The sequence below is a fragment of the Aeromonas enteropelogenes genome (assembly GCF_020097295.1).
In the GTDB taxonomy this organism is placed as follows: domain Bacteria; phylum Pseudomonadota; class Gammaproteobacteria; order Enterobacterales; family Aeromonadaceae; genus Aeromonas; species Aeromonas enteropelogenes.
Genome location: NZ_CP083625.1, coordinates 1,687,501 through 1,699,668, shown reverse-complemented (window position 1 = coordinate 1,699,668; position 12,168 = coordinate 1,687,501). Strand labels below are relative to the sequence as shown.

Here is a 12,168-nt window from a genome sequence, read left to right as displayed (position 1 = left end):
AATACCGACGGTGGAATAGACTAACTATAGAACTCGACCCACGGCAGAAGGGTCAACGCGGCAGGCGTACCTGCCGCATCATTACAGTGCTCAGATGGCGCGAGCCCGCATCTCGAAAATCAGTTTTTCGGCGGTGCAGGTGAACTGCAGACGGGCTTTCAGGATCACCCCATCGGCGCCCTGGGTCAGCTCGCTGCTCACCTTGGCCTCTTCGGTGACCTGCTTGGCCAGCGCTTCATAGGCAGCCAGTTTGGCGCGGGCAGCCTCCTCTTCAGCGGCCTCGATCACCAGATCCATCACGTCATCACCTTCGCCGATAATGGTGCCAATCTCGGCAAAGCAACCACAGCTGTCGCAGGTTTCGTTCAATTCAACTTTATCGTCTACAGACATACTTCCACTCCTACTCATTTCGGATGATTTGCATCGTCACGCAAGGCTTTACGAAAATCCCTGATGGCGGTACCCAGATCCTCGCCGGCGCTGGTCAGGCGTTTGCTGCCAAACACCAGCACGACCACCAGCAAGAGGATCAACAAATGCCAGATATGAATTCCACCGAGTCCCATAGGGAAACCTCTCATCCAGAGATATCTGCTGGTTGTATCAAATTAACGCGCAAGGATTGTTGGGTAAAATCAAGACGGGTGCAAGTTGGCAAATAAATCGCCCAAAAAATATGGCGGCCCGGGGCCGCCATATTGCTTGTGCTACTTTGTCCCCTCAACCGCTACATCCTGTACCAGCGGCCCTGGCGGGCCCGAGACCTCTAGAGGATAAGATCGCCAAGATATGAATACTAATGGTATAAATTCATCCTTGTATTGAACAGGATTCATATCATGCTACTGGAACAACTGGCCCGCATTGACCTCAATCTGCTCATCATCCTGCAGGTGCTGCTGGAAGAGCGCAACGGCAGCAAGGCGGCCCGTCGCCTTCACCTGAGCCAGTCTGCCGTCAGCAAGGCCCTGGGACGGCTACGCGAGACTTTCGACGACCCGCTCTTCATCCGTTCCGCCTACGGGCTGGAACCCACCGCCCGTGCCCAGACACTGCAACAGCAGTTGCAACCCATACTGCTGTCGCTGGACAACCTGATCCAGCCCCCCGCGTTCGATCCCGCCAGTTCGGAGCGGGAGTTCGTCATCGCCAGCATGGACAGCGCCTTCACCCTGTTCGCCCCACTCTACTTGAGCGAGCTGAAGCGCCAGGCGCCGCGGATCCGCCTGCGCTATGAAGAGTGGACCGAGAACAGCCTGACCGAGATGAGCCAGGGACAGGTGGACATCGCCTTCACTGTGCGGGAGAACTGCATCAACTCGGATTACCGGCTCGATACCCTGCCAAGCAGCATCTGCCAGCGGCTGCTGGCCATCGACGGATTGACCTGCCTGGTGCAAAAGCATCACCCCGCGTTGCGGGAACCAGGCTGGGATCTGGACCACTATCTGCGCTACCCCCATGTACAGACCTACTGCGAGGGACGGGATCGCTGGATGCTGGACTACAAGCTGGCGGAACAGGATCTCTACCGGCGGATCGAGGCAACCGTCCCCTCGTTCGAGGCGGCGCTGCGGATGGGGATGCACTCCGACATGATAGTGACGCTCTCAAGTCTCTATGCCCGCCATGCGACCCAGGTCTATCCCCTGATGCAGCTACCTCTGCCCATCGAGCTGGACAGCATCTCCCACCTGCTGATCTGGCATCAGCGCCATGACGAGGATCCGGGCCATCGCTGGTTGCGCGAGACCCTGCTGACCCAGATCATGAGCCAGCTTGAGCCTCACGCCCATGTCGACGATCAGGACTGGGCCGTCACCTGCAGGTAGTGGTGCACACCATCGAGCAGCATCTGCACCGAGATCATCACCAGCAGCATGCCCATCAGCCGCTCCACCGCAGTGAGTCCACGCTCACCCAGCAACTTGTTGAACACCTCGTAGAACATCAGGATCACTGCGCTGGCTCCCCAGGCCATGAAGAGGGCCAGCGACCAGTCGACCATCCGGGTCGGCTCCTGGTTGGCGAGCAACAGCAGGGAGGCGAGGATGGAGGGGCCGGCGATCATCGGGATCGCCATCGGCACCAGGAAGGGTTCTTCACCCGCAGCAAGCCCGGTCACACCGCCCTCTCCCGGGAAGATCATCTTGATGGCGATGAGGAAGAGGATGATACCGCCGGCAATGCTCACCGCCTCCTGACGCAGGTTGAGAAAGCTCAGGATCTGCTGGCCGACGAACAGGAACAGCATCATGATCGCCAGGGAGAAGAGCAGCTCGCGGATCATCACCTTGCGTCGCCGCTTGGGATCGATGTGACGCAGAATGGAGAGAAAGACCGGCAGGTTGCCCAGCGGGTCCATGATCAGAAACAGCATGACTGCGGCAGAGAAGGTATCCATACAACGCCCTGGCTACGCCTTGAATAGCAAAAAGAGAAGGGGCGAAATATAGCAAAATGGGAGGTATTCAGCGAGCGCCATGATGCGCTCGCAGAGGGTCAACCGTGGTTGCAGATCTTGTCGGCGTGGGTCTGGAAACCGTCGGCGGACTCGATGAACTTGCCGCGGGCAGCCAGGAAGTCGATCAGGGCCTCGGCATCCATCTCGCTGGCGCTGCAGGTATGAAAACGCGCCTGTTCGCCAAAACGCTCGGCCATCGCCTGCTTGAGGCTGGCACGGGTAAACTGTCCGCCCAGCTCCAGCATCATCTCCATTACTTCATGACCGTGTACCGATTGCGACATTTTGCACCTCATTAATGAACATATTTAATGCTCATTAAATCCTGTCAGGGCACCGGGGATCTTGATGTAGACCAATAAATCACGCATTACCCGGTCAAGAGACTGGTCGTGGCGACTCCTTTGTCGATAATGTGGCAACCCGCATCGGGGATCGCTACACTGGCGCCCCTTTTGCCATTGCAGACAAATTAATAAGGATATTGGCGTCATGCTGTTCCATGGAGAGGCTTTCAAGCCCTGGCAGATCTGGACCCGCCGCCCACTCTGGCTCAAGACCCTGATCGGCATGCTGTTGGGGGTCACCCTCGGCGTTGGCTTCAAGGAGCAGGCCCTGCTGCTCAAGCCCATCGGCGTGCTGTTCGTCAACACCATCCAGATGCTGATGGTGCCCCTCATCTTCTGCTCTGTCATCGCCGGCCTCACCGCCCTGCTCAAGGGCAAGAAACTGGATGCCATCAGCAGCAAGGCTATCGGCCTCTATCTGGGCTCCACTGCCATCGCCATCTGCATCGGCCTGATGATGGGCTGGCTGCTGGAACCCGGCATGGGTGCCGACATGGGCCCTTATGAACGGGTCGGGATGGTGCAGCAACCGACCCTGGGCACAGTGCTCAGCCAGCTGGTCCCCAGCAATCCCATCCAGGCCATGGTTGATGGCAAGATCCTGCAGGTGCTTGTCTTCGCCCTGGCCCTCGCAGTGGCACTCAACGCCAGCGGCCGCCGCGGTCGTCCCGCCATCCGCTTCTTTACTTCGTTGTCGGAGGGGATGTTCAAGCTGACCCAGATGGTGATGGCATTGGCGCCCTACGGCGTCTGTGCCCTGATGGCCTGGATGATCGGCAAATATGGCATCGACCTGCTGTTGCCGCTGTTCAAGGTGATCGGTGCCGTCTACCTCGGCTGCCTGCTGCATGTGCTGGGGGTTTACAGCGCCCTGCTGATCCTGCTGGCGCGGCTCAATCCGCTGCACTACTTCAAGAGCATCGTCGATGCCCAGGCCGTGGCCTTCACCAGCAGCTCCAGCTCAAGCACCCTGCCCATCAGCCTGGCCTGTGCCGAGAAACGGCTGGGAGTCTCTTCCGCCATCACCGCCAAAGTACTGCCCATCGGTGCCACCATCAACATGGATGGTACGGCTCTCTATCAGGGCGTCACCGCCCTGTTCGTGGCCCAGGCCTTTGGTGTCGATCTGCACGTAGTGGATTACCTGACCATCATCAGCATCGCGACCCTGGCCAGCATCGGCACCGCTGGCACCCCGGGCACCGGCCTGATGTTGCTGACCCTGACCCTGACCGCCGTCGGCCTGCCGCTGGAGGGAGTGGCGCTCATCGCAGGGATCGACAGGATCCTCGACATGGCGCGCACCGCCGTCAACGTCTCGGGGGATATACTGGTTTCAGTGCTGATTGCGCGCAGCGAGAACGAACTGGATATGGCGACCTATCATGACGAACACGCAGGGGAAGATATCGACTTCCCCCTGCGCTAGCCCGTTCAACCCTCATGGGGATCGTGATGACAACGCCAGCAGACATCGAAGTTGGCGCCGTTTTCCTCCCCGCATTGGCCACAGAGCCAGCCGTTGCCCTGACGCTGCTGGTAACGCTCGATGACTCTGCCGGCCTTGCTGCGATCCTCGGCTCGCACCATCAGGGTGACCTGAAGCAGATCGACTGGCAACTCGCCCAATATTCCTGACAGCCCCTCGCCACTGAGGCGCACCATGACCCCCTCCACTTCCAGCGCCCCCTTGAGCGCATGGGCTTCCAGCGAATGAGAGGCGCGATAGAGGTTGATCCAGTTTTCCATAGGTCCCCCTTACAGCAGCTTGTCGATGCCGAACTCGACACCGTTCTCCACCATGAAATCGATAAACGCCCGCAACTTGCGCGGCATCAGGCGCCGCTCCGGAAACAACAGATAGATGGGTACTCTCGGCTGTTGCCACTCAGGCAGCAGGGAGACCAGTTCACCGCGTTTCAGCTCCTCCAGACAGAGCATAGCGGGTAACGAAGCGAGCCCCAGTCCCGCCTTTGCGGCCTCCCTGGCGCAGGTAATATTATTAACCCGAAAACGGGATGGGGGGTCAACCAGAACCTCTCTGCCATCCTGTTCAAAACACCAGTGGGACGCCAGAAAACCGCTGCTGACTGCCACCCGCTCATGGCGGAGCAAGTCCTCCGGCCGGGCGATCGCCGGACTGCGAGCCAGATAGTCCGGACTGGCACAGAGCAGCCGCTCGGTACTCCAGAGCCGACGCGCTGCCAGGTTAGAATTGCTCATGTCCCCCACCCGCACCACGGCGTCGAGTCCCTCGCTGATGGGGTCCAGGATCCGGTTGGTCAGCTCCAGCTCCACCTGCATGGCGGGATAGCGCTGCAGAAATTTGGCGACCATGCGGCCGACTACCAGTTGCCCGGTCTCGATGGGCACGGCCAGCTTGAGGGTGCCGGTCACCTCCTGTTGGCGAGCGCTCAGCATCAGCTCGGCCTCCGTCAGGGCATCCACCGCCTTGCTGCAGCGCTGGTAATATTGCTCTCCCTCTTCCGTCAGCGTGAGCTGGCGGGTAGAGCGATAGAGCAGGCGCACGCCGAGCCGACGCTCCAGCTCGGCAATGCGTCGGCTTACCATCGCCTTGGTCATCCCCAGCTCCTGGGCAGCGGCAGTAAAAGATCCCTTGTCGACGATACGAACCAGGATTAATGCAGCATTGAGATCCATTGTTTCACCAATGAGACAGTTATTCTCATAACCTGATACTAATCGAAACAGTTGGCCGGTGTTAGCCTGCGTCTCTTAAGTTCAGGAATCCCCCCCGATGAGTCAACACAAGAAAATTCCCCTGCTGGCCGCCATGGTGCTGGCCCTGCTTGGCCTGCTGTTTGCCGGTTACTGGTATCTTCATGGCCGCTATTTCGAAAGCACCGACAACGCCTATTTGCAAAGTGAAGTGACCGGGATCAGCTCCAAGTTGTCCGGTTACATCAGCGAGGTGCTGGTGACCGACAACCAGTCGGTCAAGGCGGGTCAGCTGATCGCCCGCCTCGATGATCGCGAGTTCCAAAGCCAGGTAGCAGAGGCGCAGGCCGATCTTCACCTTATTCAGGCCACGATCGAGAACCTGGCCGCGACCCGTGTCCAACAGTTGAGCCTGATCCAGCAGGCCGAAGCCAGGGTCGCCTCCGCCGAAGCCGAGCAACTGCGTGCCCGGCAGCAAGTACAGCGAATAGGTCAGCTCAACCAGCGCCACTACAGCTCGCAAGATAGTCTGGACGAAGTGCGCGCCAGCCTGCAGGTCACGCAGGCACAGATGCAGGAAGCCAAGGCCGTTCTGCAGGCGGCTCGGGAGCGGCTGCTGGTGCTGGATGCTGAAGCCAAACAAAATCAGGCCAAGCTGGCCCTGAGCGAAGCCAAACTGGCACAAGCCAGACTGGAGCTTGGCTACACCGAACTGCGTGCCCCTGCCGACGGCATCATCGGCAAACGCAGCCTGCGGGAAGGGCTCTACGTCCAGTCCGGCATGCAGGTAGCCAGCCTGGTGCCGCTGCAGCAAGTGTGGGTCGAGGCCAACTTCAAGGAGACCCAGCTCGCTCACATGCAACCCGGACAAAAAGTGGAAGTGATCCTGGATGCCTATCCGGATCAGCCGGTCGAGGGGATCATCGACAGCCTGGCACCCGCTACCGGCGCCAAGTTCGCGCTGCTGCCGCCGGAAAACGCCACCGGCAACTTCACCAAAATCGTGCAGCGGGTGCCGGTCAAGATCCGCATCCCCGAGCCGGGCCCCTTAGCAGGCAAGCTGCGCCCGGGCCTCTCCACCGAGGTCATAGTGGATACCCGCACTCCCGAGCCTCTGGTTGCGGCCAACTGATGGAACCCATTCCACGCCGCCACTGGATCGCGGTCATGGGGGGCCTTATCGGTGCCTTCATGGCCATCCTCGACATCCAGATCACCAATGCCTCTTTGAAAGACATTCAGGGGGCCCTGTCGGCCACCCTGAGCGAGAGTTCCTGGATCTCCACCTCCTACCTGGTGGCGGAGATGATCGCCATTCCCCTGAGCGGCTGGCTGAGCCGGGGGCTGAGCGTGCGGCGCTACCTGCTGTGGACCACGGGGGCCTTCATCGTCGCCTCCGTGCTCTGCTCGTTCAGCTGGAACCTCACCAGCATGATCGTCTTCCGTGCGCTGCAGGGCTTCACCGGAGGGGCGCTGATCCCCATGGCCTTCTCGCTCATCGTGACTCTGCTGCCCCTGCAGAAGAGAGCCACCGGCATGGCGCTGTTCGGCCTGTGCGCCACCTTCGCCCCCGCCATCGGCCCGACCCTGGGTGGCTGGCTGACGGAACAGATGTCCTGGCACTACATCTTCTACCTCAACGTGCCGCCCGGACTGCTGGTGCTGGCCATGCTGGCTCACGGACTGGACAAGCAGCCGGTGGACTGGGGGGTGATCAAGCGAGTGGATCTCGTCGGCATCGTCACCATGGCGGTGGGGCTGGGTCTGCTGGAAGTGGTGCTGGAAGAGGGCAACAGGGAGGACTGGTTCGGTTCCAGCTTCATCGTGCGGCTCACCGTCATCTCTGTGGTCGCTCTGGTGTTCTTCGTCATCAGTCAACTACTCAGACGACATCCGCTGGTCAACCTGAGACTGCTGCACAACCCGCGTTTCGCCCTGGCCTGCTTTGCCTATCTGGTGCTTGGCATGGCACTGATGGGCTCCATCTATGTGCTGCCGCTCTACATGACCCAGATCCACAACTACAACGCGCTGGAGATAGGGGAAGTGTTAATGTGGATGGGCCTGCCACAACTGCTGGTGCTGCCGCTGGTGCCCAGGCTGACCCACAAGATAGACCCGCGCTATCTGGTGAGCTTCGGCTTTCTGGTGTTCGCCGCCAGTTGCTTTATGAACGTCAACATGAGCGCCGACTATGCCGGCCCCCAGCTGATCCAGTCGCTCATCGTGCGGGCGCTGGGCCAGCCCTTCATCATGGTGCCGCTCTCGCTGGTGGCGACCGCCAGCCTGACCCATGACGAAATCCCCTCCTCTTCTACCCTGCTCAACGTATTGCGCAACCTGGGGGGTGCCTTTGGCATCGCCATTATAGCGACCATGATCGACAACGATACCCGGGTCCATGTCAGCCAGATCAGCAGCACCCTGGCCGCCAGCAGCATAGAGGGACAGAACTACCTGCTGCAGCTGACCCAGAGCATGATGGTACAAGGTTCTGGCCCGGAGCTGGCCAGGCAACAAGCCCAGACCATGCTGTCGAATACCATCAGCCGCGAGGCGGCCATCATGGCCTACAACCAGGTGTTCTATGTGATGGGCATCTTCCTGCTGATCGCCAGCGGCCTGATGTTGCTACTCAAGCAACCAGCCACCAGGGAAGCTGACGCCGAACCGATAGAAGCATGATGCCCTAATCAGAAACGGGCCCAAGGGCCCGTTTTGTGTTAGCGGTAATACTCAGCCCGCCAACGACCCGGCTATCAGGAATTGCGCCGCAAAATAGCTGCTCATGATCCAGGCGCGGGCCTGGGGGAAGGGACGACGAAAACGATCGAGTGCCAGCATAGTATCTGAGAAGAGGAACATCAGTGCCCCCACCAGAGCTGCGGCACTGCCTGCTGTCAGAGAAGCATGCCAGGCACCGGCTGCCACCCAGGCCATGCAGATGATCACCAACATGTAGCAGAAGACAGGGATCCGCATCTCCCCCAGCTTGCTCCACAAGACGCCAAATACCATGCCGGCGACCAACAACAGCAAAAGCCCATCTACCAGATTGAGCAACAAGGGACCCTGGGCAAAACCGACGATGTAACAGAGATGCGCGACAAGAAATGCCGCCAACCCGGCGATAAAACGGTCTGCCGGTAGCATCAGCAACACATCACCCGCCAGCGAGAGACAGAGCCCAAGCAGGATCCAGGCGTGGGATCCATCGTGATCATAACCCTGATAACCGAATGCCAGCGCGATGATAAACAGCATGGTCAGCGGCTTGCTGAGATAAAACTGGCGATAATCAGCACCATAGGCGGCGCGGATATGCCACCAACCGGATGCGATGATCAAGAAACTCAATAACATGCCCTGCCCCTTACCTGATGCTCGCTGCCATACGGAAACCATTCTATCTCATTGAGTAGATTAACAAATAGTCGTCCGCTGTGGCAGGGGGTTATCAAACGAGCGGACTAAGCCTAAAGTCTAATTGCAGCCCCGAGTCACTCAGGGCATAAGAGACGGGTTCGGAGGATCACCATGGAAGAAGCTATGAAAAACTATCTGCCTGCGATCGATATCATGATGTGCCATTTGGGGATCAGTTTTGAGCAGGCTTGTGAGCAACTGGGCCTCAGCCAGCTGGAACAACAGACCCTGAGCGCACTGCAAGAGCAGGATATGCCGGAATAATCCACCTTCAGGCAAGGTAAACGGCACATATCACGTAAAGAGAAAGCCGCCGAACTGGTGGCTTTCTCTTTTACTGATTGCCTCTTGCAACCAAGCCCTGCCAGAACGGACATATCAGGCTCAAGGGCAAGTTTCGCCAGAAAATGCCGCACCGAATCCCTCATCGCGGCGACCATGACTCATACTCCCCGACGCCAACAAGAGGATACGCTCGCTGGCAAAAAAATAGGATACAAACCTGATCCTGAGGCGCCTTCGGGTTATCATCTGGCCTCGACAAGCTGAAGGTGACAGATTTCGTGGGTATTCGCGCTCAACAAAAAGAAAAAACCCGGCGTACATTGATCGATGCTGCATTCAGCCAACTGTGCGCCAACCGTAGTTTCTCCAATCTCAGCCTGCGGGAGGTCGCCCGAGAGGCCGGCATAGCCCCGACCTCTTTTTATCGCCACTTCCGTGATATGGAGGAGCTGGGATTGACCCTGGTGGACGAAGGAGGCCTGACTCTGCGTCAGCTGATGCGCCAGGCCCGTCAACGCATTGCCGGTGGCGGCAGCGTCATCAGCACCTCGGTGCAGACCTTTATGGAGTTCGTCGAGAACAACCCCAACATTTTCCGGCTACTGTTGCGGGAACGCTCAGGCACCTCGGCCGCATTTCGCCAAGCCGTAGCACGCGAGATCCAGCACTTCATTGCCGAGCTGACCGACTACCTTGAGGCCACCACTCAGGCCCCGCGAGAAGACGCCTATATTCAGGCCGAAGCCATGGTCACCATCGTATTCAGCGCCGGGGCAGATGCCCTCGACATGACCAGCGAAGAGTGCCGTGCGCTCTCCGAGCGTACGATTCGCCAGCTGCGAATGATCGCCATGGGTGCCGAGGTTCAAAACCAGAAACGCCATGCCCCTCACTCATAACCATTGGATGGAGAACGATATGCATGAACAGCTAATGATCCCGAAAAAGCCTCTCATACTGGCGCTGCTCACTGGCATCTGCGGAGATGCATCGCTGGCTGTGCTGACCAACTCGCAAGTCCCCTTCTCCCTCTATCCTCTCATCGCCTTCTTCCTGGCGGCTTACCAACTGTTCCTGCACTATCGACAGGAGCCCATGGTGGGCAATACCCCGGTATGCACCCTGCTTTGCTTCTTTATCGGTGTATTTGGTCATTCCGCCCTGCTCAAGGTGCAATACCCGGAAATGGGCAGCAATTTCTTCTCTCTGATCATGATGTTGCTGCTATTGGCCGCCCTTTCCATCAAGCTGGGCCTGAGCTTTGGCAAGAAAGAGAAAGCCTGAAAGAACAGAATATCTGTATTAACCAGTACAAAATGAAGATAAAAAGCCTTCCATCGGGAAGGCTTTTTTACGGCTGCAGAGGAATAGGGAAAAGTCGATGCCTCCCTGAGGTCAGGGTTTGAGAAGCCAGCGGCAAGCAACTCTCTGACTGGACGGACACCGTCCGGCTCAAGCATAAGAGACTGCAGGTCGGGACGGTGTTGCCAGTAGCAAGTCGCAGCCCTGCCGTTGTCTCTTCTTTCCTTATTCCCGCCTTATTCCCGTTCGCAAATGCCAGAAAGCAAAAAAGCCTTCCCATCAGGGAAGGCCTTAAAAACAAAAAAAAAGCCCAGTCGTTAGACTGGGCTTCTTGTTAGTGGCGGAGCGGACGGGACTCGAACCCGCGACCCCCGGCGTGACAGGCCGGTATTCTAACCGACTGAACTACCGCTCCGCATTCGGTTAGCTTTCGCTAAATCTTTTGCTGCTTCTTGATGAGGTGTCATCCTCGCAGCCAGTAACGTGATTTTGCACATCACTGTTTAATTGGGTGCCTGGCAGTGTCCTACTCTCGCATGGCGAATGCCACACTACCATCGGCGCTACCGCGTTTCACTTCTGAGTTCGGCATGGGATCAGGTGGTTCCACGACGCTATGGCCGCCAGGCAAATTCTTCAATCCAGAAAGCTGACGTGAATAACGACCTAGCTAGTTTGCTTTGTCATTATCACTGAATTTATAAGTAGTTCATGCACTTGCTACAAGGCCAGAAACACTTCTTGGGTGTTGTATGGTTAAGCCTCACGGGTAATTAGTACGGGTTAGCTCAATGCATCGCTGCACTTACACACCCCGCCTATCAACGTTGTGGTCTCCAACGGCCCTTCAGGACCCTCAAGGGGTCAGGGATGACTCATCTCAGGGCTCGCTTCCCGCTTAGATGCTTTCAGCGGTTATCGATTCCGAACTTAGCTACCGGGCAGTGCCACTGGCGTGACAACCCGAACACCAGAGGTTCGTTCACTCCGGTCCTCTCGTACTAGGAGCAACTCCCTTCAATCATCCAACGCCCACGGCAGATAGGGACCGAACTGTCTCACGACGTTCTGAACCCAGCTCGCGTACCACTTTAAATGGCGAACAGCCATACCCTTGGGACCGACTTCAGCCCCAGGATGTGATGAGCCGACATCGAGGTGCCAAACACCGCCGTCGATATGAACTCTTGGGCGGTATCAGCCTGTTATCCCCGGAGTACCTTTTATCCGTTGAGCGATGGCCCTTCCATTCAGAACCACCGGATCACTATGACCTACTTTCGTACCTGCTCGACCTGTCCGTCTCGCAGTTAAGCTGGCTTATGCCATTGCACTAACCTCCTGATGTCCGACCAGGATTAGCCAACCTTCGTGCTCCTCCGTTACTCTTTGGGAGGAGACCGCCCCAGTCAAACTACCCACCAGGCACTGTCCGCGACCCCGATTCAGGGGCCTGCGTTAGAACATCAAACATACAAGGGTGGTATTTCAAGGACGGCTCCAGCGCAACTGGCGTCACGCCTTCAAAGCCTCCCACCTATCCTACACATGTAGGTTCAATGTTCAGTGCCAAGCTGTAGTAAAGGTTCACGGGGTCTTTCCGTCTAGCCGCGGGTACACCGCATCTTCACGGCGAATTCGATTTCACTGAGTCTCGGGTGG

General features: G+C 58.1%; 14 protein-coding genes, 1 tRNA gene and 2 rRNA genes (1 of these 17 only partly in view). 7 read left to right on the top strand and 10 right to left on the bottom strand.

Annotation, left to right across the window (positions count from 1 at the left end; genetic code table 11):
* Nucleotides 1-90: 90 nt before the first annotated feature.
* Both LA321_RS08025 and tatA read right to left on the bottom strand, forming a co-directional pair.
* Entirely contained in the window at nt 91-393 is a 303-nt protein-coding gene (locus LA321_RS08025) for a DUF406 family protein (protein WP_026455980.1), read from the bottom strand.
* Nucleotides 394-407: 14 nt separating this feature from the next.
* A complete protein-coding gene (gene tatA, locus LA321_RS08020) occupies nt 408-569 on the bottom strand; it encodes a twin-arginine translocase TatA/TatE family subunit (RefSeq protein WP_042028974.1) in 162 nt (53 codons plus the stop codon).
* Between the two features lie 273 nt (nt 570-842).
* Between tatA and LA321_RS08015 the strand changes: the two genes are divergently transcribed.
* A complete protein-coding gene (locus tag LA321_RS08015; protein ID WP_042070252.1) occupies nt 843-1,835 on the top strand; it encodes a LysR substrate-binding domain-containing protein in 993 nt (330 codons plus the stop codon).
* Here the strand turns inward: LA321_RS08015 and LA321_RS08010 are convergent.
* Entirely contained in the window at nt 1,808-2,407 is a 600-nt protein-coding gene (locus LA321_RS08010; RefSeq protein WP_026455977.1) for a YhgN family NAAT transporter, read from the bottom strand. The two genes, LA321_RS08015 and LA321_RS08010, sit on opposite strands and share 28 nt — an antisense overlap.
* A gap of 98 nt (nt 2,408-2,505) precedes the next feature.
* Complete coding sequence (locus LA321_RS08005) at nt 2,506-2,751, bottom strand: YecH family metal-binding protein (RefSeq protein WP_042070251.1); 246 nt, start codon at nt 2,749-2,751, stop codon at nt 2,506-2,508.
* Nucleotides 2,752-2,959: 208 nt separating this feature from the next.
* On the opposite strand from LA321_RS08005, the gene LA321_RS08000 reads away from it, so the two are divergent.
* The gene (locus LA321_RS08000) at nt 2,960-4,243 is read left to right on the top strand and encodes a dicarboxylate/amino acid:cation symporter (protein WP_042070250.1); all 1,284 of its coding nucleotides are present in this window, start codon (nt 2,960-2,962) and stop codon (nt 4,241-4,243) included.
* A gap of 5 nt (nt 4,244-4,248) precedes the next feature.
* On the opposite strand, the gene LA321_RS07995 is transcribed toward LA321_RS08000, so the two are convergent.
* Nucleotides 4,249-4,563: a putative signal transducing protein gene (locus LA321_RS07995; RefSeq protein ID WP_042070249.1), complete on the bottom strand. Its 315-nt coding sequence runs from the start codon at nt 4,561-4,563 to the stop codon at nt 4,249-4,251.
* 9 nt (nt 4,564-4,572) lie between these two features.
* Entirely contained in the window at nt 4,573-5,475 is a 903-nt protein-coding gene (locus tag LA321_RS07990; protein WP_042070248.1) for a LysR family transcriptional regulator, read from the bottom strand.
* A 97-nt stretch (nt 5,476-5,572) separates the two neighbouring features.
* Between LA321_RS07990 and LA321_RS07985 the strand changes: the two genes are divergently transcribed.
* Nucleotides 5,573-6,625, top strand: coding sequence for an HlyD family secretion protein (locus LA321_RS07985; RefSeq protein ID WP_042070246.1), 1,053 nt, complete (start codon nt 5,573-5,575; stop codon nt 6,623-6,625).
* On the top strand, nt 6,625-8,178 hold the full coding sequence (locus LA321_RS07980; protein WP_042070245.1) for a DHA2 family efflux MFS transporter permease subunit: 1,554 nt from the start codon (nt 6,625-6,627) through the stop codon (nt 8,176-8,178). Before LA321_RS07985 ends, LA321_RS07980 begins: the two co-directional genes overlap by 1 nt.
* 51 nt (nt 8,179-8,229) lie before the next feature.
* On the opposite strand, the gene LA321_RS07975 is transcribed toward LA321_RS07980, so the two are convergent.
* Nucleotides 8,230-8,856 carry a lysoplasmalogenase gene (locus tag LA321_RS07975; RefSeq protein WP_026455970.1) on the bottom strand — a complete coding sequence of 209 codons (627 nt, stop codon included), beginning with the start codon at nt 8,854-8,856 and terminating at the stop codon, nt 8,230-8,232.
* A gap of 186 nt (nt 8,857-9,042) precedes the next feature.
* Between LA321_RS07975 and LA321_RS07970 the strand changes: the two genes are divergently transcribed.
* The 3 genes from LA321_RS07970 (at nt 9,043) to LA321_RS07960 (ending at nt 10,488) form a co-directional block, all read left to right on the top strand.
* Nucleotides 9,043-9,183: a hypothetical protein gene (locus LA321_RS07970; RefSeq protein ID WP_167335320.1), complete on the top strand. Its 141-nt coding sequence runs from the start codon at nt 9,043-9,045 to the stop codon at nt 9,181-9,183.
* 299 nt (nt 9,184-9,482) lie between these two features.
* Nucleotides 9,483-10,103 (top strand): HTH-type transcriptional repressor FabR, encoded by a 621-nt coding sequence (gene fabR / locus LA321_RS07965; protein WP_026455969.1) that lies wholly within the window; start codon nt 9,483-9,485, stop codon nt 10,101-10,103.
* 19 nt (nt 10,104-10,122) lie between these two features.
* On the top strand, nt 10,123-10,488 hold the full coding sequence (locus tag LA321_RS07960; RefSeq protein ID WP_042070243.1) for a YijD family membrane protein: 366 nt from the start codon (nt 10,123-10,125) through the stop codon (nt 10,486-10,488).
* A 356-nt stretch (nt 10,489-10,844) separates the two neighbouring features.
* Here LA321_RS07960 and LA321_RS07955 read toward each other — a convergent pair.
* The 3 genes from LA321_RS07955 to LA321_RS07945 all read right to left on the bottom strand — a co-directional run.
* Nucleotides 10,845-10,921 (bottom strand) — tRNA-Asp (locus tag LA321_RS07955).
* A gap of 98 nt (nt 10,922-11,019) precedes the next feature.
* A 5S ribosomal RNA gene (gene rrf / locus LA321_RS07950) occupies nt 11,020-11,134 on the bottom strand.
* A 124-nt stretch (nt 11,135-11,258) separates the two neighbouring features.
* A 23S ribosomal RNA gene (locus LA321_RS07945) occupies nt 11,259-12,168 on the bottom strand; it runs 1,979 nt beyond the window's last position.